The sequence below is a fragment of the Roseateles sp. genome, from assembly GCF_052436255.1.
Lineage (GTDB): Bacteria > Pseudomonadota > Gammaproteobacteria > Burkholderiales > Burkholderiaceae_C > Pelomonas.
Genome location: NZ_JBQVNP010000002.1, coordinates 17642 through 39579 on the forward strand (window position 1 = coordinate 17642; position 21938 = coordinate 39579).

Here is a 21938-nt window from a genome sequence, read left to right on the forward strand (position 1 = left end):
TCAGTTCCAAATCAACAGCGGTCGGCGCTGCCGGTGCGGCAGCACGTGGACGGCTAGTATTTCAGCAGGGCCGCGCCCCAGGTGAAGCCGCCGCCGACGCCTTCGAGCATGATGGTTTCGCCGCGCTGGATGCGGCCGCTGCGCACGGCGACGTCCAGCGCCAGCGGCACGGAGGCAGCAGAGGTGTTGCCATGCTCGTCGACAGTGGCGATGAGCTTGTTCAAGTCCAGCTTCAGCTTCTTGGCCGTGCCCTGCATGATGCGGATATTGGCCTGGTGGGGGATCAACCAATCCAGATCGGCCTCCGTCAGGCCAGCCTTGTCGAGCACCGAGCGGGCGACCTTCTCCAGCACGCCGACGGCGAGCTTGAAGACCGCCTGGCCGTCCATCTTCAGGAAGGGGCTGCCCTGCACCTGGCCGCCAGCGACCGTGCCGGGCGTGCACAGCACGTCGACATGGCGGGAATCGGCGTGCAGCTCGGTCGCGAGGATGCCGGGTTCGGCGCTGGCGCCGAGCACGACGGCACCGGCGCCGTCACCGAACAGCACGCAGGTCGTGCGGTCCTTGAAGTCGAGGATGCGCGAGAACACCTCGGCGCCGACGACGAGTGCCTTGTGGGCCGCGCCGCTCTTGATCATCGAATCGGCCACGCTGAGGGCGTAGACGAAGCCCGAGCAGACGGCCTGTACGTCGAAGGCCGCGCAGCCATGGACGCCGAGCTTCTTCTGCAGCAGGCAGGCCGTGGAGGGAAAGACCATGTCGGGTGTGGACGTGGCGACGATGATGAGATCGATCTCTTCGGCAATGATGCCGGCGGCTTCGAGCGCGGCCTGGGCGGCCGGGAGGGCGAGGTCACTGGCGGCCTGCTCGGGCGCCGCGAAGTGGCGGGCACGGATGCCGGTGCGCTCGACGATCCAGTCGTCGGAGGTCTCGATGCCGTCAGCCGCAAGACGCGCGGCCAGGTCCTGGTTGGTCACGCGGTCGGCAGGCAGATAGCTGCCGGTACCGAGGATGCGGGAATAGCGAGGGGTGTGGATTCCAGTAGGGCTCATGCGGCCTGCGCGACGGTGTTCGCCGCGTTGTCTCCAGCATCGCCCGCCTTGGCTTGCAGCGTGGCGACGATGCGGTCGTGGACCCGGTCAAGCAGCCGGTTGCGGGCGGCATCATAAGCGCGGGCCAGCGCCATCTCGAAGGCGAAGGCATCGGCCGAACCGTGGCTCTTGAACACCAGCCCGCGCAGCCCCAGCAGCGCCGCCCCATTGAAGCGGCGATGGTCGACCCGATGCTTGAAGGCCTTCAGCACGGGCATCGCGACCACGGCGGCCGCCTTGGTCAAAAGATTGCGGCTGAACTCCTCCTTGATGAAGGCACCGATCATCGTGGCCAGGCCTTCGGAGGTCTTCAACATGACATTGCCGACGAAGCCGTCGCAGACGACGATGTCCGTGGTGCCCTTGTAGATGTCATTGCCCTCGACGTTGCCGAAGAAGTTCAGCTGCCCGGCCGCACCTGCGGCGCGCAGCAGCTCGGCCGCCTGCTTGATGGTCTCGCTGCCCTTGATGGCCTCTTCGCCGATGTTGAGCAGGCCGACGCTGGGCTCTTCATTGCCCTCGACCGCAGACACCAGCGCGCTGCCCATGACGGCGAACTGCAGCAGGTGTTCCGCCGTGCAGTCGACATTCGCACCCAGGTCCAGCACGGTCGTGAAGCGCCCGCGCTGGTTGGGCATGACGGTGGCAATGGCCGGGCGGTCGATGCCGTCCAGCGTCTTCAGCAGGTAGCGGGCCACGGCCATCAGCGCGCCGGTATAGCCGGCGGACACGCAGGCATGGGCGAGCGCCGGACGCCCGTCGCGGTCGGCCTTGAGCTGCTGGATGGCCACACGCATTGACGAGTCGCGTTTGCGGCGCAACGCAACCTCGACCGAATCCTCCATCGTGACGACTTCGCTGGCCGCCACGATGCGGCAGCGCGGCCAGGCCGCAGCAGCCTTGAGCTCGTCGGGTTTGCCGACAAGGAGAAGCTCAGCGTCGGGGTGCTTGTCGAGAAAAGCGCGGCAGGCCGGCAGCGTCACCGACGGGCCGTGGTCGCCGCCCATGCAGTCGACGGCCAACCGGATCGGTTCGGACAGGGGCGAGGTCATATCAGTGGTTTTTGTGAGCCACAAAGACCAAACCCGGCGCTGCGCGGTACGCAGGCCGGGTTGGCAGATTCATCAGTCGGGCGGCGCCGCGGCGAGCGGCACCCGGCACCATCAGGCCGCGTCGGCCTTGCTCTTCAGCACCTTGCGCCCACGGTAGAAACCGGTCGGGCTGATGTGGTGACGCAGGTGCACTTCGCCCGTGGTCGGCTCGATGCCGGTACCCGGCGTGACCAGCGCATTGTGCGAACGGTGCATACCGCGCTTTGAAGGCGACTTCTTGTTTTGCTGAACAGCCATGAAATTCTCCAGACTCTGCGGGATTTGGGGGCGGACTATTGCGGCATGGGGCCTTTTGAGGCACCACCCCGGGGAGCGAGATCAAAGCTCGAACTCCAGGCCGCAGAAAAGCCCGCGAGTGTAGCACTGGATGACCGGATCGCCAAGCCGGACTTGATCTCGAACCCGCAACAGCTGGCGTGGACATGGCGTCAGCCGTCTCGACGCTTCAGCGCGGCCAGCTTGGCAAAGGGATTGGGGCGCTCTTCCACTTCGGGCTCCGGCTCGTCCTCCACATGGGACAGCGGCTCGGGACAGACGTCGTGACGCGGCACCAGCGGGAGCGCGAGCAGCAGTTCATCCTCGATCAATTCACGCGCATCCAGATGGCGCGGCAGGGCAAGCACATCGTCATCGCTGTCGACGTCCAGCGCGGCGGCCTCGGCCTCCGTGTCGACGAAACGAATCCAACGGTCGACCTCGATGTCTTCACGCACGGGCTTCAGACACCGCTGACAGGTCAGCGCAACCTGGGCCGCCGCCGTCAGGTGAAGCCAGGTATGGGCGCTGCCGGCCTTGGGCTGACGCATTTCGCCATGAAGACTCCACCGCAACGCCGGCCAGCCGCTGGCGGGGGCCTCTGGAGCGGCCGAGTCGGCCAGGCGCTCAAGCTGCATCGCCGGCCATTCGCCCGCCAGGCTGGCGTCGTCATGGGCCAGCGCGGCGACATCCAGCTTCTCGGGAACAAAGGCGCGCGATTTCATGTCCAGGAGTTTAGGCGGGCGAGAATGCAGCGATGCCCCAGTTGATCCTCGCCTCGACCTCACGCTACCGACAGGAATTGCTAACCCGGCTGCGCCTGCCTTTCGAGGCCGTGGCACCCGGGGTCGACGAGACCGCCCTGGCCGGCGAGGTGCCGGCCGCACTGGCCGAGCGGCTGGCGCTGGCCAAGGCGCGCACCGTCGCGGCGATGCGCCCGGGCGCCATCGTCATCGGCTCGGACCAGGTGGCCGACCTGGGCGGCGAGGCGATCGGCAAGCCTGGCAACCACGACGCCGCTGCCGCACAGCTGCGGCGCATGAGTGGCCAAGAGGTCGTCTTCCAGACCGCCGTAGCCGTCGTGGCGCCCGGCCTGGCCGCCATCGAGCGCGCCGAGGTGCGCGTACGGTTTCGGGGGTTGAGCGATGCGGCCATCGAGCACTATCTGCGCGCCGACCAACCCTATGACTGCGCCGGCAGCGCCAAGGTCGAAAGCCTGGGCATCGCCCTGCTGCAGGCGGTGGAGTCCGACGATCCGACGGCCTTGATCGGCCTGCCGCTGATCCGCACCTGCGCGCTGCTGCGCCGGGCCGGCCTGGAGCCGCTGGCATGAAGCACGGGCGTCTGATCCTGATGCCCAACACGCTGGACTTCGGCGTGGATGACTCCCTGGACCTGCGCGAAGTGCTGCCCCAGCGCGTCATCGAGCAGGCCGCGCGGCTGACGCACTGGGCCGCAGAGAGCGCGAAAACAACACGGGCATTGCTCAAGCGGGTGGATGCCATCGCACCCTTGGCCCAGCCGCTGCAGTCGATGCAGATCGCGGAACTGCCGCGTCCGCCCAAAGGCGGGAAGCAGGGAGCGGACGACACAGCGGCCTGGCAATCGCTGCTGGCCCCTGCGCTCGCCGGGCATGACCTGGGACTGATCTCGGAGGCCGGCCTGCCGGCGGTGGCCGACCCCGGCGCGCGCCTGGTCGCGCTGGCGCACGAAGCCGGCATCGAGGTGGTGGCGCTATCCGGGCCCAGCTCGCTGCTGCTGGCCCTGGCCGCCAGCGGGCTCAACGGACAGAGCTTCGCCTTTGTCGGCTATCTGCCGGTTGACGCAACGCCGCGCGCCGCCCGCATCCGCGAACTGGAGGCGCTGTCGGCCAGGGCCCAGCAAACGCAGCTGCTGATCGAGACACCCTACCGCAACGAGGCCCTGCGCCAGGCGCTGCTGGTCGCCTTGAAACCCAGCACGCGCTTGTCGATCAGCGTCGGCTTGACGCTGCCCAACGGATGGACCCAAACCGCCACGGTGGCGGACTGGCGGTCCAATCGCACCACCCTGCCCGACCGCATTCCGGCGGTGTTCGCGATCCTGGCTTAAGAATCAGCCGGCGCCGACGGGTTTGGCTTGCCGCCAAACAGCGCGGCGACTTGCTTCTTGGGCTTGATGTAGCTGGACAGGCCCTTGCCGCCGCCCGCTGACGGTGAGCCGGCCTTGGTCTTTTCCCAGGTGGGCGGCTCCTCGCGCGAACTCGCCTCGTAGGGCTTGTCGAAGAAAGGGTCCTTGGCCGGCGCCGGCGGACGGAAGGCGGGTCGGGCAGGCCGGTGGGGCTCTGTACGCTCCATCACTTCTTCATTGCGGGGGCGCTCGAAGCGAGGCGGGCGACTGTCCTGCAGCTCGAAGGGGTCGAGATCGATCTTGCGCTTGATCAGCTTCTCGATGTCCGCGACAAGGCGCGCATCCGACTTGGCGACCAGTGTGACTGCCAGTCCCGAGGCGCCCGCACGGCCGGTACGGCCGATGCGGTGGACATAGTCCTCGGCGTTGAAGGGCACATCGAAATTGAAGACCGCGGGCAGGTCGGCGATGTCCAGACCCCGTGCCGCCACGTCGGTGGCCACCAGTAGATCCACATCGCCGCGCTTGAAGGCATCGAGCGACTTCAAACGCTCGTCCTGAGACTTGTCGCCGTGCAGGGCCGCCGTGCGCAGGCCGTCGCGCTCGAAGGTGCGGGCCAGGCGCGCCGCGCCCAGCTTTGAATTCACGAAGATGATGGCCTGCGTGATCGCGCGCTCTTTGAGGATCTGCTTGACCACCGCTCGCTTGTCGTCATCGGTAGCGGCGATGAAGCGCTGCTCGACGTTCGCCGCGGTCTGGTTGGGGCGGGCCGTCTCGACAAGGATCGGGTCCTGCAGATAGCTCTGTGCGAGTCGCTTGATCTCGGGCGAGAAGGTCGCGGAGAAGAGCAGGGTCTGGCGCGCCTTGGGCAGGTAGCTGAGGATGCGCTGCAGGTCAGGCAGGAAGCCGATATCCAGCATGCGGTCGGCCTCGTCGAGGACGACGTACTCGACCTGGTTGAGCACGCAGTTCTTGGCCTCGATGTGGTCCAGCAGCCGGCCGGGTGTTGCGATCAGCACCTCGACGCCGGCTTTCAGCGCGGCGGTCTGCGGCTTCATGTCGATACCGCCGAAAACGACCACGGACCGCAGATGCGTGTGCTTGGCGTACTTCTTGACGTTCTCGGCGACCTGATCGGCCAGTTCCCGCGTCGGCGCCAGCACAAGCGCGCGCACCGGATGGCGCGCGGGCGAAACGCTCGGGTTCTCGTGCTTGAGCATGCGCTGAAGCAACGGAATGGAGAACGCCGCCGTCTTGCCAGTGCCGGTCTGGGCGGCGCCCATCACATCGCGGCCTTCCAGGACGATCGGAATCGCCTTGGCCTGGATGGGCGTCATCGTCAGGTAGCCGGAATCAGCAACCGCGCGGAGCAGCTTGGGGTCCAGCGGCAGGGTGTCGAAACGGGCCGGCGCGGGCGCCTCGTCGGTTACCGCAACTGCGGACTCTGGGGTTTCTTGCATCCGGCGATTATCCCGGATAGGAGAAAACTACTCCGGCCGCGTCACAGGAGGCTGCGGTTCAGCGCGCGAATTCAGGACCAACCAGCGCGGCGTGCGAAAGCGAACGATGCGCCAGTACAGCAGCACATAGCTGACGACGAAGAGCCCCAGGATGATCTGCAGCATGACTGTGTCGTCCCACCAGATGGTGGCCGGCACGACAGACAGGCTGCACAACACCCATAGGTAGGGCGCCGTGAGCGCATTGCGACGGGTCAACACGGCCGCGTCCTTGCTGCCGAGCGCCCAGCGCATCAGGCGGCGATAGATCAGGCTGTGCAGATGGATGCCGTCGGGCATGCCCACGGGGCGGCCACGCACGAACTTGCGGCGGTACATGGAGAACACCGTCTCCCAGACCGGATAGGCACACAGCAGCAGCGGGAACATCGGCGACACGTCCGGGTTGCGCACGAGCAGCAGGATGGCGAGTTCCGAAAGCATGAAACCGAGGAAATAGGCGCCGCCATCGCCGAGGAAAATCAGGCCGAACGGATAGTTCCACATGAAAAACCCGAGCACAGCGCCGATGACCGCAATCGCCATGGCCGCCACGAGCAGGTCGCCTGCCTGAAGAGCCACATAGGCCAGGCCGGCCAGCATGATGGCCGAGCACATGGAGGCCAGGCCATTCATGCCATCGATGATGTTGATTGAGTTGGACACACCGCTGACGACCAGCAGCGCCAACACATAGCCGCCGACCGCGGTTGCAGCGATCTGGTCGAGGCCTGGGATCGATGTTGTCTTGATCTGCGCGCCGAGCAGCCAGGCCCCTAGTGCTGCGGCCAACAGCGTGGCCAGCATGCGGCGCAGCGGGCTGACGCGTTTGGTCAGATCCTCGATGACGCCGGATATGAAGGCCGGCGTACTGCAGAGCAGCAGCAAAGCCGCTGCATTCCTCATGCTCGGATAGCGCCAGGCGAGCAGCGCGGTACCTACGGCGAACCCGCTAAAGATTGCAAAGCCGCCGATGCGCGGCACCGGCCGGGAGTGGAACTTCTGCGGGCCGGAGAGGTCGTGATCGGCGGACAGCGCACCGTGCAGGTGCGAAGAGCGAATGATGAGCAGCGTTGCGGCGGCCGCAATGGCGAAGCTCAGGGCAAGAATCGGAAGCATGTATAGGAGGCGGGCCGAGAAACTGCCAGCGGCTTGGACCGCTATTCGACCGACGTCGGCAGTGTAACGACGCACGAACTGGACGGACGCCGAACGGGTCGCCCGGGGTGCGTAGCTAGAATCCGCGCCGATTTGAGCCTGCCGTACATTGGTGCCAGGCATCTCCCTCAACTTCTCCTCCGTCAACATGACCAGTCTCGATCCCCGACAGATGCCGCCCCTTTCGCCATCGGTCGTGACTCGGTTCTTGGCTGGCGCATCTGCAGCATGTTCGGTCGCGTCTGTGCGCAAGACGGCGATGGCATTGGCGCTCGGCATGTTGGCCGGCGCGATGCCGTTAAGCAGCCAGGCCGCTGATGCCAATTCCAACGATTCGCAGGTCGGCCCAGTGCGCCTGGTTTCGCCGTCACAGCCCTCCACGCGAGCAGCAGGCGTAGAGCCAGGCGCTGAAGCGCCACGCGAGCTGGTTCGAGAGGGCGCGCGAGAAGGTCAGCGCGAGTCGCTTCGACCCACGCAACCGCCTGGTCGGCAAGTACGTCTGCTTTCGGAGATGAGCGAGTTCGAGCGGTACGTGCAGCGGGCGGTGGGCGAGGACGTCGAAGTACCTCGCTTTGGCATGGAGTTGCTCAATTCGCGCAGCGGGGTCCCGGGGGAAGGCTCCAGCCAGATTCCGGGCGACTACGTCGTGAGCGTCGGCGATGAGCTGCTCGTCAACTTGTGGGGCGCCGTCGAGGCTGACCTGCGCCTGAACGTGGACCGCAGTGGTCGCATCACCATTCCCCGCGTCGGGCCGGTCATGGTAGCGGGCCTGCGCTATGCCGAACTCAACACAGCCATCGACCAGCGCGTGAGCCAGGTCTTCAAGAACTACCGGCTGAGCACCTCGCTGGGACGGTTGCGGAGCATCCGCGTTTACGTCACCGGCTTCACGACCAAGCCCGGCGCCTACGCCGTCAGCAGTCTGTCAACCATCGTCAACGCGCTGATCCAGGCGGGCGGTCCCTCGTCGGCCGGCAGCTTGCGTCAGATCGAACTGCGCCGCGGCGGAAGGCTGGTCAGTCAGTTCGATCTCTATGAACTGCTGCTGGGCGGCGACAAGATGGCTGACCGCGTGCTGCAGGCAGAGGACGTCGTGCACATCGGGCCTGTTGGCCAACAGGTGGCCCTGATCGGCAGCGTCAATCGTCCCGGCATCTTTGAACTCAAGCCTACCGAGACCATCGATGACTTGTTGCAGATGGGCGCAGGCTTCAGTCCTGTCGCTGATCGGTCCCGTCTGGCCATTGAAAGCTTGGATACCCGCCACGATGTCCGCATTTCCGAACTGAAGCTGCCGCAACAAATGCGGGCTGCCCTGCGTAGCGGCGACTTGGTGCGCGCCTTCAATGCAACGGACGCGGTGCTCCCGCAGCATCGCCAGAACAAGCGCGTCCGCGTCGAAGGCGAAGTGCAGCGCCCGGGCGAATACATCCTGCCGCCGCAGAGCAGCTTGATGGACGCCGTGAACGCCGCCGGTGGCCTGACCTCTGGCGCTTTCGTCTACGGTGCCGAATTCAATCGCGAGAGCGTGCGCATCACCCAGCAAGTTCAGTATGAGCGGGCACTGCGCGATCTGGAGACGGAGTTCGCGCGCATCCAGGTCACCCAGAAGGCGTTGACGGCTGACGAAGCGAACGCGCAGGGCGCGCGCGTGCAGAGCTCCAATCGACTTATCGATCGCCTGCGCGCGGTCAAGCCGACCGGACGCATCGTCTTGCAAACTGCACCCAACGCCACCAGCCTGCCTGAGCTCCCGCTGGAAGATGGTGACCGTCTCGTCGTGCCTGCACGACCGACAACGGTCGGCGTGTTCGGCAGCGTTTTCAACGGAGGCAGTTTCGTGTTCCAGCCCGCCGCAAGTATCGATGACATGCTTCGCTTGGCAGGTGGGCCCACACGCGGAGCGGACACGTCCAGCACCTTCGTAATCCGCGCCAACGGAAGTGTCGTCAGTGCCAAGCAGCAGTCCAGTGGCTGGATCTCTTTAGGTTCCGGCTTCTCGACGCTGGCCGCGTTGCCAGGCGACACGGTCTTCGTGCCCGAAGACCTGACCCGCACCACCTTCAGCCAAGAGGCGAAGGAATGGACGCAGATCCTCTACCAGTTCGGCCTCGGTGCCGCTGCGTTGAAGACCCTCAAGAACTAAAGGGCGAACTTTGTCGATGCTTCCCAACGACGCGGCGTCCATGCCCGCGGAATCCGACCTGACTTTCTCCGAGTTTGCGACCGAGCTTGGCGCTCGGTGGCGCTTGGTTGTGGGCGCTCCGCTTGTCGCATCCTTGCTTGCTTTGGGTGCCACCTATCTGATCGCACCGACGTTCACTGCGCGTACCAGCTTCATGCCGCCTCAGCAGCAGCAAAGTGGCGCAGCCAGCGCCTTGGCGTCCCTGGGAGCGCTGGCCGGGATTTCCGGCGGGGTTCGCAATACAGGCGACCAGTACGTCACGTTCACCCAAAGTCGAACGATTGCCGATCGGATGCTCGAACGATTCGACTTGAAGACGGTCTACGAGGAAGAGTTGACGCACGACGCTCGGCTCAAGCTCGCGCGCAATACGCGAGTCACCCTCGGGAAGAAGGACGGCGTGCTTGTCATCGAAGTCGATGACCATGAGCCCAAGCGCGCTGCAGAGATGGCCAATGCCTACGTCGACGAGCTGCGCAAGCTTGCCGCTGGCCTGACGTTGACCGAGGCGCAACAGCGGCGCGCATTCTTCGAGGGGCAGCTCAAGCAGGTGCGTGACAAACTGGACGCAGCGCAACGTGCCTTGCAAGGCAGCGGCGTGTCGGCCGAAACCATCAAGGCCGAGCCCAAAGCTGCGGTAGAAGCTGTTGCCAGATTGCGAGCCGAGCTCACCAGCGCCGAAGTCAGGCTGCAAATGCTCAGCAGCAGTCTGGCCGAACGCACGCCTGAGGTACAGCAGCAGACTGCTGCCGTGACGCGGTTGCGCAGCGAACTGGCGCGTGCGGGTCAGTCGGAGCAGTCGACTTCGGGTGGCTACGTCAGTGCCTACCGGGAGTTCAAGTACCAAGAGACCCTGTTCGACCTGATCGCGCGCCAATACGAACTGGCTCGCGTGGATGAAAGCCGCGATGGCGGCCAGTTGCAGGTAATCGATGTTGCGCAGCCACCGGAGCGCAAGTCAAAGCCGAAGCGCAGCCAATTGATGATTGCGGGCTTTGCGCTGGCATTGCTCGCCGTAGCCGCACACACCGCGCTTGCGCTAGTTCGCAAGCGAGCCAAGAACAAGATCTAGTGTGCGGTTGCCGGGCGGGCTCATTGTTCGCCCAGATCAACCCACCTGGCACCGAGCGAAAATTGCATGAACGCTATTACAAAACCCATCCTTGATCGCAAGGTTCGCTTTGCGCTGGTCGGCTGCGGCCGGATTGCTAACAACCATTTCGAAGCCATCAGGAAGCTGGCGGCTGATTGCGAGTTGGTCGACGTCTGCGACATCGATGCCGATGCCCTGGCGGCCGCTGCCGCGTCCACAGGTGCGGCTGGCCATCTGAGCCTGACCGCCATGCTCGCCGCCACCACGGCCGACTGCGTGATCCTCACCACACCCAGCGGGCTGCATTCGCGCCAAGCCATTCAAGTCGCAAAGGCAGGCCTGCATGTCATGACCGAAAAGCCCATGGCGACGCGGTGGCAGGAAGGCCTGGACATGGTCCGCGCTTGCGATGAGGCGGGTGTGCGCCTCTTCGTCGTCAAGCAGAACCGCCGCAATCCGACGCTGCAGGCATTGAAGAACGCCGTCACCGCTGGACGTTTCGGGCGGATCTACATGGTCAACGTCAGCGTGTTTTGGACCCGCCCGCAGTCCTACTACGACAGCGCCGCATGGCGCGGCACCTGGGAATTCGATGGCGGCGCCTTCATGAACCAGGCGAGCCACTATGTCGACCTGCTCGACTGGATCGTCGGGCCGGTGGAAAGCGTCATGGCCTACACCGGCACGCTGGCGCGCGACATCGAGGTCGAAGACACCGGCGTCGCCGCGATCAAGTGGCGCAGTGGGGCGATGGGCTCGATCAACGTAACGATGCTCACTTATCCCAAGAACCTCGAAGGCTCGATCACCATCCTCGGCGAGAAGGGCTCGGTCGTCATCGGCGGCGTGGCCGTCAACGAGATCAAGCACTGGGAGTTTTCGGCGCCGGACCCAATGGATGAGCGCATCAAGGAAGCCAGCTACCAGACCACCTCGGTTTACGGTTTCGGTCACCCGCTCTATTACCGGAACGTCATCGACGTGCTGCGCGGCGAAGCCAAGCCCGAGACTGACGGCCGCGAAGGCCTGAAGTCGTTGGAGTTGTTGATCGGTCTGTACCAGTCCGCCCGCGATGGCCGCCGCGTCAACTTGCCGCTCCAATACTGAAGTCACATGAGCGTCAGCATTCACCCTTCTGCCATCGTTGACGACGGCGCACAGATTGGCGAGGGCAGCCGGGTCTGGCACTTCGTGCACATCTGCGGCGGCGCGCGCGTCGGCGAGCGCTGTTCGTTCGGTCAGAACGTTTTCGTCGGCAACGACGTGAGCATCGGCAATAACGTCAAGGTTCAGAACAACGTTTCTATTTATGACGCTGTGACGCTTGAGGACGACGTGTTCTGCGGGCCCAGCATGGTGTTTACTAACGTCTACAACCCGCGCTCGGCCGTGACCCGCAAGGACGAATACCGTAGTACGGTAGTTCGCCAAGGAGCTACGCTTGGCGCGAACAGCACAATCGTCTGTGGGACCACCATTGGGCGCTATGCCTTCATCGGCGCGGGCGCCGTCGTCAACCGCGACGTGCCAGACTTTGCTTTGATGCTCGGCGTTCCCGCTCGGCAAGCCGGCTGGATGAGCCGGCATGGCGAGCGCCTGGAATTCATCAACGGCGAAGCGACCTGCCCGCTAACCGGCGACCGCTACCGCATTGTCGACGGCCGCTGCGAACTGATCCAAGGCTGAACTCAATGCAATTCATCGACCTCAAAAGCCAGTACCAGGCGCTCAAGACCAGCATTGACGCTCGCATCCAGAAAGTGCTGGACCACGGCCAATACATCATGGGGCCCGAAGTGGCCGAGCTCGAAGCGGCGCTGGCTTGCCTGACCGGTGCTAAGCATTGCATCACCGTTTCCAGCGGCACGGAGGCCCTGCTGATCGCGCTGATGGCCGAAGGCATCGGCCCGGGCCACGAGGTGATCACAACATCCTTCACCTTTGCGGCCACGGCCGAGACCATCGTGCTGGCCGGCGCCAAGCCGGTCTACGTGGACATCAGGCCGGGCGACTGCAACATCGATCCAGCCCTCATTGAGGCCGCCATCACGCCGGCCACGCGGGCCATCATGCCGGTAAGCCTGTACGGCCAGGTCGCCGACATGGACGAGATCAACGCCATCGCGGCCAGGCACGGCCTGTCGGTCATCGAAGACGCAGCACAGAGCTTCGGGGCGACCTATAAAGGACGCAAAAGCTGCAATGTCTCGAAGATAGGCGCCACCAGCTTCTTCCCGAGCAAGCCGCTGGGCTGCTATGGCGATGGCGGCGCCCTCTTCACCAGCGACGACGACCTGGCCCAGGCCATGCGCGAGATCCGTGTGCATGGCCAGAGCCAGCGCTACACGCACACCCGCGTGGGCGTCGGTGGACGCATGGACACGCTGCAATGCGCGGTCGTGCTGGGCAAGCTGGAGCGATTCGAGTGGGAGATCGCGCAGCGCAAGCAGCTCGGCGACCGCTACGCCGAACTGATCAAGGCCGGCGGCCTGCCGGTTGAACTGCTGCAGGTGGGCGACGACCGGGACTGCGTCTGGGCCCAGTACACCGTCAAGGTTGCAAATCGCGCCGACGTCGTCGCCGCGCTCAAGGAGTTCGGCGTGCCTACCGCCGTTCACTACCCGCGTCCGCTGCACCGCCAACCGGCCTACCTGAGCGAAAACTGCCCTGCCGACAGCATGCCGCACAGCAATGCGGCCGCTGACCAGGTCCTCAGCCTTCCGATGAGCCCCGACCTGACCCACGCCCACCAGGACAGCGTGCTGGAAGCCCTGCGAAAGGCCCTTCGATGACACCGATGAAGATCGTCACCGTCGTGGGCGCACGACCCCAGTTCATCAAAGCGGCGGCCGTGTCGCGCGCCGTGCTCGCGCGCTCTGGCTCGGGCCTCGTTGAGGTGCTCGTCCACACCGGGCAGCACTACGACAAGATGATGTCGGACGTGTTCTTCGAGGAACTCGGCATCAACGCCCCGGCACACAACCTCGCCATTGCCGGCGGCGGCCACGGCGCAATGACCGGCCGCATGCTGGAGGCACTCGAACGCGTCTTTATCGACGAGCGCCCGGACTGGGTGCTGATCTACGGAGACACCAATTCAACACTGGCCGCGGCGCTGGCAGCCAGCAAGCTACACATCCCGATCGCCCATGTTGAGGCCGGCCTGCGCTCCTTTAACATGCGCATGCCCGAAGAGGTGAACCGCATCGTCGCCGACCGCCTTTCGACGCTGCTGCTCTGCCCGACCGAGGCCTCGATCAGCAACCTTCGGCGCGAGGGCGTGACCGATGGGGTTCATCTCGTCGGCGACGTCATGTATGACGTCGCCTTGCACTTTGCGCATGCCGCCGACGAGCATCACGCTCTCCTGTCTCAGCTCGGTCTGCGTCCAAAAGGCTTTGTGCTGGCGACCTGCCATCGCGCTGAAACCACCGACGATCCGGCCCAGTTGGCGGGTGTCGTGGACGGGCTGGCCGACATCGCCCGACACCAGCCCGTCGTGCTACCCATCCATCCTCGGACGCGCGCGAAGCTCACGGAATTCGGGCTCATGGACCGCCTGGCCGGCGTCCAGCTGATCGAGCCCGTGTCTTACCTGGACATGGTGACGCTGGAGAAGAACGCCGCAGTGATCGTCACCGATTCCGGCGGCATCCAGAAGGAAGCGTTCTTCTACCGCGTCCCCTGCGTCACCACGCGCCGTGAAACTGAGTGGGTGGAAACGGTGGATGCGGGATGGAACGTCCTGGTCGGAACCGACAGCAAGGCCATGGTCGCGGCCGTCGAGTCGCACGCCAGCCAGCAACGCTTCGATGTGCAGCCTTATGGCGATGGCGATGCTGCCAATCGCATCCTCGACCTGTTGCGGGTGCATCCTGCCGCCACACGCCGTCAATGAATGCATCGACGCCCCCGGTGCGTGGATCGCGCTTCCGCAGCAACATCGTGCGGATCGCGACCGGGGCGATGGCAAGCCAGATCATCGTGATCGGCTCCACACCGCTGCTGACACGGCTCTTCGGGCCCGAGGCCTTCGGCGCGCTAGCCGTGTTCACCGCGATGAACACCGTGCTGGCTGGCCTCTTCACACTGAAGTACGACCTGTCAATCATCCTGCCGACCGACGACGGCGAAGCCGCCCAGCTAACGCGCCTGACGATGGGCTCCTCCATGCTGTTCGCTGCACTGCTGCTGGTCGGCCTGGGCGTTAGCCGCTGGTGGCTCGGGCCGACCGTGCAGCCCTACTACTTCCTGCTCCCGGTCGGCGTCGTGCTCGCGGCTGCCTACACCTGCGCACAGCAGTGGGCGGCGCGCGCCAATGACTACCGCAGGTTCTCGCGCAGCCAGGTCGTGGGCGCGGTCGTCAACGTATCAATCGCACTCGCCATCGGGCTGGCGGTCCAAGCCCCGGCCTCCGGCTTGGTGCTGGGTTGGGTGGCCGGCCTGGCCGCCAGCTTCGCCTACGCGAACGCATGGCAAGCCCAAAGGCCCGTTTTCAGCTGGCGACAACTGTTGGGCGTGGCCAGCGCCCATCGTCGCTTTCCATACTTCGTGCTGCCCTCGTGGCTGGTGCAGACGCTCGGCAGCAGCGCTCAGCCCTTCATCTTGCAGGCCCTGTTCTCGCTGCGCGACGTTGGGCACTATGCAATCGCCAACCGCTTCATGTTCGTTCCCAGCACACTGATCGGCTCAGCCATCGCTGAGGCCTTCCGTGCCGAGTTTGTCGACCGCACCAGGCGTGGCGAAGGCGTCAGCCAGTTTTTTCGCGCCACCTTGGGCAAGATGGTGCTGATGGGCCTTCCGGTTTTCCTGGTGCTCCTGATCACCGCCCCCGCCCTGTTCGAGTTCGCTTTCGGCGCCGACTACCGGGAGGCCGGCACCTTGGCGCGCTATCTGTGCGCCGGCGTGCTGGCGCAATTCGTGGCCCAGCCGTTTGCCTACGTTTTCGTGGCGACCGACCACGTCCGTCGGGGCCTGGCCATCCAGACCGCGACAACGGCCCTCCCGCTGCTGGGCCTTGTCTACGGCGGTCTGCTGGGTGACGTCGCACTCGCGTTCTGCATCGCATCTGGCGCCAGCGTCGTGCTGTCGGGCCTGTTGATCGCTATGGCGTATCAGGCGTGCCGTTCTTGGGAGGTCCAGCATGTCTAAATCCAGGCAGTGGTGGAGCACCCTGGTAAGCATCGCACTGGCGCTGCTTTATGCGCTCGCGTTCGAACATGCCTATGCGTCGTACATCAACCCCGTCTACGAGTACGCCCACTACTACTACTTTCCCGTACCGCTGCCGCTGTCCGTCGCGACCTACCTCTTCCTCCTGGCGCCCTGCCTGTTCTACCGACAGAGCGAAGCGCCCTCCGCTTACGGCATCGCGTTGCTTTACACGCTGTGCTATGTGCCGACGCAGCTGATGATGCTGTTCAACTGGAACCGCGACGCCGCCGAACTGCTCGTGGTGCAGGCGAGCCTGGCAGCCAGCATGAGTGTTTTCATGGCGTTCGCGGCGGCTGGCTGGCGTCCTGCGGCGCAGCAGGTACCGTTGACGCGTCTGAAGCCGATCATGGGCCTGCTGATGGTGGTCTCGCTGGTGCTGCTGGTCTGGACTTACCGCAATCACATGCGCTTCGTCGGGTTCGAGGATGTCTACGACCTGCGCTTCGACACCAATGAAATCGACACTGGCCCCCTCGTCGACTACTTCGTGTCATGGCTGTCGTATTGCTTCCTGCCCTTCTACCTGGCACGCGGCATCCTGAACAAGCGCGTCGGGGATGTCGTGCTGGCGATCAGCGCGGCGGTGCTCATCTACACCTCTACCGGTGCCAAGGCCATGATCCTGATGCCGCCGATCATGCTGATCATGCACACGCTAATGCGCGCGCGCGAGAAGTTCCTGCCGGTCCTCCTCATCGTGCTGACGCTGGCCTTGATCATCGTCACCGACGTTTTGTCCGATGACGGCATTGGGTTCTGGGTGAAGTTCATCTTCCTGCTGCGCACACTGTGCGCGGGCGGCTGGGCGAATTTCGTCTACTACGACTACTTCACGCAGAACGGCCTCACTTACTACAGCCACATCTCGGTCATCAACACGTTGACCGACGCTTATCCCTACGGCAAATACTCGCTGGGCCAGACCATCGGCCTGCACTACAGCGGCAGCGAACTTGCGAACTACAACGCCAACTTCTGGGCCAGCGACGGTTTTGCAGCCTTGGGCCTGGCAGGCATTCCGCTCATCACGCTGGCCGTGTTCGCCGTGTTTTTCCTCATCAATCGTGTCAGCTCCAACTACCCGGCTCGCTTCGTCGCGCTCTGGCTGTCCGGCTTCTGGCTCGGGATGCTCAATCTGCCCTTGTCGACCGCATTGATGTCCGCCGGGGGCGGACTTACCGTGCTGCTGCTCTGGTTCGCCGCCAGACCCGCACCCCGGCACACTGCGCCCCCTATCGAGCCTGCGGTCGACAGCCCGCCGCGAAGTACCTAGATCCCATGCACATCGTTCACGTCGAAGACTTCTTCCACCCCGACGCGGGGTACCAGGTCAACCTGCTGTCCCGCCTGCAGGTGGCTCAAGGCCACCGTTGCACCATCGTCACGGCGGAACTGGACAAGATGCCCACGTTCCTGACGTCCTTCTTCGGCAAGGACAACATGACCGAACGGGACGCCCGGTTCGAGCGGGAAACGGGCGTGCGCATCATCCGCCTGCCCCTGCTGACCTTTTACAGCGGCCGGGCGATCTTCTCGCCCAGGCGCCTGCTCAAGACCGTTTCCGGACTGAAGCCCGACGTGGCTTTCGTGCACAGCGAAGACACGATGACGGGCATGCTGTTCATCTGGATGTCGCGCTGGCTCAGCTATCCGATGATCCTCGACTGCCACATGCTCGAGATGGCCTCGGAGAACCGCTTCAAGCACCAGTTCCGGGCCTTCTACCAGCGCTTCGTGACGCCCATCATCCTGGGCCGGAACATTCCCCTCATCCGCGTCGTCGACAGCGACTATGTCCAGAAGTGCCTGGGCATTCCATTGAGCTACACCGACCTGCTGTCCTTCGGCACTGACACCTCCTACTTCAGCCCCAATGCCGAAGTGCGCCGCGAGACCCGCACGCGGCTCGGTCTTTCGCAGGACGCCTACGTGGTGCTCTACGCCGGCAAGCTCGACGCCAGCAAGGGCGGCAAGTTCCTCGCCGAAACACTGAAGGACAAGTTCCCCCGGGCAGCGGGCCGCGAGATCGAACTGCTCGTCGTGGGCACGGGCGACGGCGCCTACGGCGAGGAGGTCGAGCGCACGCTGGCCGCAAGCGGCAACAAGCTGGTGCGCCTGCCGACACAACGCTACTACGACCTTGCCCAGTACTACTGCTGTGCCGACCTCGCCATCTTTCCGAAGCAGTGCAGCATGAGCTTCTTCGAAGCCCAATCCTGCGGCCTCCCGGTGCTGTTCGAGGACAACGAGATCAACGTGCAGCGCATCGAAGCCGACAACGCCTTCGTGTTCAAGCCCGGCGACCTCGCCGACTTCCGCGCCAAGATCATGGAGATCGCCAGCCTACCGCCGGACCGCGCCGCCGCCGTCAGCGCCAACGCCCGGAACTATGTGCTGCAGCATTACGACTACGTGCCGATCGCGCGCCAGTTCACCGCCGTGCTGGAGCGGGCCGTGTCCGCCTGGAAGCGCCCCGTTCCCGCCTGAACGCAACCCGTTCCGGCGAGCCACTGCCCTCTTCCGCTGCGCGTGCGCAGCCACATTCATGAAAGTCCTCTTCATCGCGCCCCTGCCCGATCCCGTCACGGGCCAGTCGCTGGCCTGCCGGGTCTTCCTCGATGAGCTGGAGAAGCATCACCAGGTCGACGTCATCAACATCCACAAGACCAGCCTGAAGAGCGGTGTGATGGGTGGCGCGCTGGGCCGCGTCCGCGAGGTGCTGGGGTTCGTCTGGCAGGCCTGGCGCCGGGCGCGGCACTGCGACCTCGTCTACTTCACGATCTCGGAGTCGGTCGCCGGCAACCTGAAGGATTATTTGATCTACGCCGTTTGCGCCGGCCGACTGCCGCACATGGCCATTCACCTGCACGGCGGCGCCGGTATGAAGGTACTGCTGCGTGACCACCCGCGACTGGCGGCCCTCAACCGTTTCTTCTGGCGAAGGATGGGTGCTGTCATCCTGCTCGGCGAGCGCCAACTGCCGCTGCTGGAGGGCCTGCCGCAACGCTGGCGCGAGGAGCATGCCCACCTCGTCCCCAACTTCGCGCAGGACTACCTGTTCCGCGATACCGTCGAGATCGAGGCCAAATTCGCATCGTCGGGACCTCTGCACCTGCTCTACCTGAGCAACCTGATTCCCGGCAAGGGCCATGAGGAGCTGCTGGCAGCCTACCTGGGCTTGAGTCGGGCCGAGCAGGCACAGATCCAGCTCGACTTCGCCGGTGCCTTCGAAAGCAACGCCGCGCGCGACGCCTTCCTCGCCCGCATCTCGGCAGCGCCTCGGATCACCTATCACGGCGTCGTGGGCGGTTCTGCCAAGGCTCAACTGCTGGGCCAGGCCCATGTGTTCTGCCTGCCGACCTACTACTCCTATGAAGGCCAGCCGATTTCCATCCTGGAGGCCTATGCCTCGGGCTGCGCCGTCATCACAACCGATCACAGCGGCATCTTTGATGTCTTCACGCCTGGCGAGTCGGGGCTGCAAGTTCAGCCGCGCTCGGCCGAATCAATCGCCGCAGCGCTGCGGCAATGCCTGGCCGACCGCGCGGCGCTGCTTCGGCAGGCCCACCACAACCGCCAACTCGCGGAAGAACGCTACAGGGTAGCTACCTACAATCGCCGTCTTCTCTCGGTCCTGTCCACACTGGACGCAACCGCCTGACTCCATTGCCAGAACCATGCCCTTGCGCCCCTACCAGATTTGTACCAACTGCATCATGGACACGTCCGACTCCGGCATCGTGTTCGATGAGCGCGGCTGGTGCGACTACTGCAACAACTACCACCGCAACATCCTGCCGAACTGGCACACCGACGAACGCGGCGAGCGCGAGATCATGGCCCAGGTCGACCAGATCAAGCGCGACGGCAAGGGCAAGGACCATGACTGCCTGATCGGCCTGTCCGGCGGGGTCGACAGCTCCTACGTCACCTACCTGGCCAAGGAGAAGTTCGGCCTGCGGCCGCTGCTGTACCACGTCGACGCCGGCTGGAACTCGCAGCAGGCCGTCAACAACATCGAGAAGCTGGTCGACGGCCTGGGGCTGGACCTGTTCACCGAGGTCATCGACTGGCCCGAGATGCGCGACCTGCAGCTGGCCTTCTTCAAGGCCCAGGTACCGCACCTGGACACGCCTCAGGACCACGCCTTCTTCGCTGGCCTTTACAACTTCGCGGCCAAGAACAACGCGAAATACATCATGACCGGCGCGAACTACTCGACCGAGTGCGTTCGCGAGCCGCTGGAGTGGCATTACCACGCGTCCGATGTGCGCCAGCTCAAGGACATCCACCGCCGCTTCGGCACACGGCCGCTGAAGAAGTTCCCGCTCGCGGGCATCTTCCGCTTCAAGATCTACTACCGCTTCTTCAAGGGCGTGCAGGTTGTCAAACCGTTGAACTGCGTGCCCTTCTACAAGGAGGCGGCCATGGACGAACTGGTGCAAAAGTTCGGCTGGCAAAAATACGCGCACAAGCACTACGAGTCGCGCTTCACCCGCTTCTACGAGGGCTACTGGCTGCCCAGCAAGTTCGGCTACGACAAACGCCGCGCTCACTTCTCCAGCCTGATCCTGACCGGCCAGCTCAATCGCGAGGACGCTCTCGCCAAGATCGCGATTCCGGCCTACGACGACGAGACGCTCGCCAACGATTTCGAGTACATCGCGACCAAGCTGGGCCTGACGGTCGCCGAACTGCAGGCCCTGCACCGCGGCCAACCCAAGACGTACAAGGACTACGCCAACGACATGGCGATTATTGAGGTCGGCACGCGGGTGCTGCGTGCTCTGGGCGTCCAGCGGGCCATCATCCGATGATCACCATCGTCAGCTACGGCGTCGGCAACATCGGCGCACTGGCCACCATGTACAAGCGGATGAGCATCCCAACGCGCTTCGCAACGACGGCCGCGGAGATCGAAGACGCGACCCATGTGATCCTGCCCGGCGTCGGCGGCTTCGACGATGCGATGAACCGCCTCAATGGCTCGGGCCTTCGCGAGCCGCTGGACGCGATGGTTGCCCGCGGCGGCGTGCCGGTGCTCGGCATTTGCGTTGGCATGCAGATGCTCGGCGAGTCCAGCGACGAGGGTCAATGCCGGGGGCTCGGCTGGGTGCCCGGCCAGGTCAGGCATTTCGACAGCGCCGGCAAGACCGCTGGCTTGCCACTGCCGCACATGGGCTGGAACGACGTGAGTCCGGTCGCCGGTGTGCCGCTATTCAAGGGGTTGGAGACCGACGCGCGCTTTTACTTTCTGCACTCCTATTGCTTTGAATGCAGCAACCCCGCCCATGTCGCCGCGCAGGCCGAGTACGGCTCGGCCTTCACCGCATCGGTGCGCAATGGCTGCATCTACGGCATGCAGGGTCACCCGGAGAAAAGCCATCACTGGGGCGCGATGCTGCTGAAGAATTTCGCAGAGCTGGAGTCGTCGCGATGCTGAGGCCGCGCATCACGCCCTGCCTGCTTGTGCATGAAGGCGGCCTCGTGAAGACCGTCGGGTTCAAGGATCCGAAGTACGTCGGCGACCCCATCAACGCGGTCAAGATCTTCAACGAGAAGGAGGCCGACGAGCTGGTCGTTCTCGACATTGACGCGACGCGCAATGGCGTGGAGCCAGACTACAAGCTGATCCAGGACCTGGCCGCCGAGTGCCGCATGCCGCTGGCCTATGGCGGCGGCGTTCGCACGCCGGAGCAGGCCAAGCGGATCATCGAACTCGGCGTCGAGAAGGTCTGCATCAGCAGCACTGCCGTCGAGGACCCCACCTGCATCCGCCGCATCGCCGATGCGGTCGGTGGTCAAAGCGTCGTCGTCGTGCTCGACGTGCGCAAGAAGACCGGCCTGTTTTCGAGCGGCTACGAACTCTGCACGCATAACGCCACCAAGGCGCACAAGCTCGACCCCATTGCCTTCGCACGCGAATGCCAGGCCCAGGGGGCCGGCGAGATCGTGCTCAATTCCGTTGACCGCGACGGCGTCATGAAGGGCTATGACCTCGACCTCGCCAAGCAGATGCGCGCCGCGCTGCGCATCCCGATGAGCGTGCTCGGCGGTGCAGGCTCGCTGGCCGATATCGAGGCACTGATCAAGGCCTGCGGCGTCATCGGTGCCGCGGCTGGCAGCCTCTTCGTCTTCAAGGGTCAGTACCGCGCCGTACTGATCAACTACCCGCAGCCGGCCCAGAAGGACGCCCTCTTCGCCGCTGCACTCCCCCGCTGA

The 21938-nt window shown here is 64.6% G+C and carries 21 protein-coding genes; 15 read left to right on the forward strand and 6 right to left on the reverse strand.

Annotated features, from left to right (window positions below; genetic code table 11):
* Positions 1–53 precede the first annotated feature (53 nt).
* The 4 genes from ACT6S0_RS00760 to ACT6S0_RS00775 all read right to left on the reverse strand — a co-directional run bounded on the left by ACT6S0_RS00760 (position 54) and on the right by ACT6S0_RS00775 (position 3183).
* Positions 54–1052: a beta-ketoacyl-ACP synthase III gene (locus tag ACT6S0_RS00760; protein WP_444762005.1), complete on the reverse strand. Its 999-nt coding sequence runs from the start codon at positions 1050–1052 to the stop codon at positions 54–56.
* Positions 1049–2143 (reverse strand): phosphate acyltransferase PlsX, encoded by a 1095-nt coding sequence (gene plsX, locus ACT6S0_RS00765; RefSeq protein WP_444762006.1) that lies wholly within the window; start codon positions 2141–2143, stop codon positions 1049–1051. The genes ACT6S0_RS00760 and plsX overlap by 4 nt, the downstream gene beginning before the upstream one ends.
* 111 nt (positions 2144–2254) lie before the next feature.
* Complete coding sequence (gene rpmF / locus ACT6S0_RS00770) at positions 2255–2440, reverse strand: 50S ribosomal protein L32 (protein ID WP_056204281.1); 186 nt, start codon at positions 2438–2440, stop codon at positions 2255–2257.
* 191 nt (positions 2441–2631) lie between these two features.
* Positions 2632–3183, reverse strand: a complete 552-nt coding sequence (locus ACT6S0_RS00775; protein ID WP_444762007.1) for a YceD family protein — start codon at positions 3181–3183, stop codon at positions 2632–2634.
* 32 nt (positions 3184–3215) lie between these two features.
* Here ACT6S0_RS00775 and ACT6S0_RS00780 point away from each other — a divergent pair, with 32 nt between their 5' ends.
* Together ACT6S0_RS00780 and ACT6S0_RS00785 are read left to right on the forward strand one after the other, a co-directional pair.
* Positions 3216–3791: a Maf family nucleotide pyrophosphatase gene (locus ACT6S0_RS00780; protein WP_444762008.1), complete on the forward strand. Its 576-nt coding sequence runs from the start codon at positions 3216–3218 to the stop codon at positions 3789–3791.
* A complete protein-coding gene (locus ACT6S0_RS00785) occupies positions 3788–4549 on the forward strand; it encodes an SAM-dependent methyltransferase (protein ID WP_444762009.1) in 762 nt (253 codons plus the stop codon). Before ACT6S0_RS00780 ends, ACT6S0_RS00785 begins: the two co-directional genes overlap by 4 nt.
* On the opposite strand, the gene ACT6S0_RS00790 is transcribed toward ACT6S0_RS00785, so the two are convergent.
* Positions 4546–6027 carry a DEAD/DEAH box helicase gene (locus tag ACT6S0_RS00790; protein ID WP_444762010.1) on the reverse strand — a complete coding sequence of 494 codons (1482 nt, stop codon included), beginning with the start codon at positions 6025–6027 and terminating at the stop codon, positions 4546–4548. The genes ACT6S0_RS00785 and ACT6S0_RS00790 overlap by 4 nt on opposite strands.
* A 27-nt stretch (positions 6028–6054) precedes the next feature.
* Complete coding sequence (locus ACT6S0_RS00795) at positions 6055–7548, reverse strand: MraY family glycosyltransferase (RefSeq protein WP_444762011.1); 1494 nt, start codon at positions 7546–7548, stop codon at positions 6055–6057.
* Between the two features lie 187 nt (positions 7549–7735).
* On the opposite strand from ACT6S0_RS00795, the gene ACT6S0_RS00800 reads away from it, so the two are divergent.
* From ACT6S0_RS00800 to ACT6S0_RS00860, 13 genes are all read left to right on the forward strand, one after another.
* Positions 7736–9370, forward strand: coding sequence for an SLBB domain-containing protein (locus tag ACT6S0_RS00800; RefSeq protein ID WP_444762012.1), 1635 nt, complete (start codon positions 7736–7738; stop codon positions 9368–9370).
* Positions 9371–9386: 16 nt separating this feature from the next.
* Positions 9387–10481 (forward strand): lipopolysaccharide biosynthesis protein, encoded by a 1095-nt coding sequence (locus ACT6S0_RS00805; RefSeq protein ID WP_444762013.1) that lies wholly within the window; start codon positions 9387–9389, stop codon positions 10479–10481.
* A gap of 66 nt (positions 10482–10547) precedes the next feature.
* Complete coding sequence (locus ACT6S0_RS00810; RefSeq protein WP_444762014.1) at positions 10548–11609, forward strand: Gfo/Idh/MocA family protein; 1062 nt, start codon at positions 10548–10550, stop codon at positions 11607–11609.
* 6 nt (positions 11610–11615) lie between these two features.
* On the forward strand, positions 11616–12188 hold the full coding sequence (locus ACT6S0_RS00815) for an acyltransferase (RefSeq protein ID WP_444762015.1): 573 nt from the start codon (positions 11616–11618) through the stop codon (positions 12186–12188).
* A gap of 5 nt (positions 12189–12193) precedes the next feature.
* Entirely contained in the window at positions 12194–13294 is a 1101-nt protein-coding gene (locus ACT6S0_RS00820; protein ID WP_444762016.1) for a DegT/DnrJ/EryC1/StrS family aminotransferase, read from the forward strand.
* Positions 13295–13299: 5 nt separating this feature from the next.
* A complete protein-coding gene (gene wecB / locus ACT6S0_RS00825; protein WP_444762017.1) occupies positions 13300–14400 on the forward strand; it encodes a non-hydrolyzing UDP-N-acetylglucosamine 2-epimerase in 1101 nt (366 codons plus the stop codon).
* Positions 14397–15653, forward strand: a complete 1257-nt coding sequence (locus tag ACT6S0_RS00830) for a lipopolysaccharide biosynthesis protein (protein WP_444762018.1) — start codon at positions 14397–14399, stop codon at positions 15651–15653. Before wecB ends, ACT6S0_RS00830 begins: the two co-directional genes overlap by 4 nt.
* Entirely contained in the window at positions 15646–16989 is a 1344-nt protein-coding gene (locus ACT6S0_RS00835; RefSeq protein WP_444762019.1) for a hypothetical protein, read from the forward strand. The genes ACT6S0_RS00830 and ACT6S0_RS00835 overlap by 8 nt, the downstream gene beginning before the upstream one ends.
* A 5-nt stretch (positions 16990–16994) precedes the next feature.
* Entirely contained in the window at positions 16995–18203 is a 1209-nt protein-coding gene (locus tag ACT6S0_RS00840) for a glycosyltransferase family 4 protein (protein WP_444762020.1), read from the forward strand.
* Between the two features lie 58 nt (positions 18204–18261).
* Positions 18262–19377: a glycosyltransferase family 4 protein gene (locus ACT6S0_RS00845; protein ID WP_444762021.1), complete on the forward strand. Its 1116-nt coding sequence runs from the start codon at positions 18262–18264 to the stop codon at positions 19375–19377.
* A 16-nt stretch (positions 19378–19393) separates the two neighbouring features.
* The gene (locus ACT6S0_RS00850) at positions 19394–20533 is read left to right on the forward strand and encodes an N-acetyl sugar amidotransferase (RefSeq protein WP_444762022.1); all 1140 of its coding nucleotides are present in this window, start codon (positions 19394–19396) and stop codon (positions 20531–20533) included.
* Entirely contained in the window at positions 20530–21159 is a 630-nt protein-coding gene (gene hisH / locus ACT6S0_RS00855) for an imidazole glycerol phosphate synthase subunit HisH (RefSeq protein ID WP_444762023.1), read from the forward strand. The genes ACT6S0_RS00850 and hisH overlap by 4 nt, the downstream gene beginning before the upstream one ends.
* Positions 21153–21938 carry an AglZ/HisF2 family acetamidino modification protein gene (locus ACT6S0_RS00860; protein WP_444762024.1) on the forward strand — a complete coding sequence of 262 codons (786 nt, stop codon included), beginning with the start codon at positions 21153–21155 and terminating at the stop codon, positions 21936–21938. The genes hisH and ACT6S0_RS00860 overlap by 7 nt, the downstream gene beginning before the upstream one ends.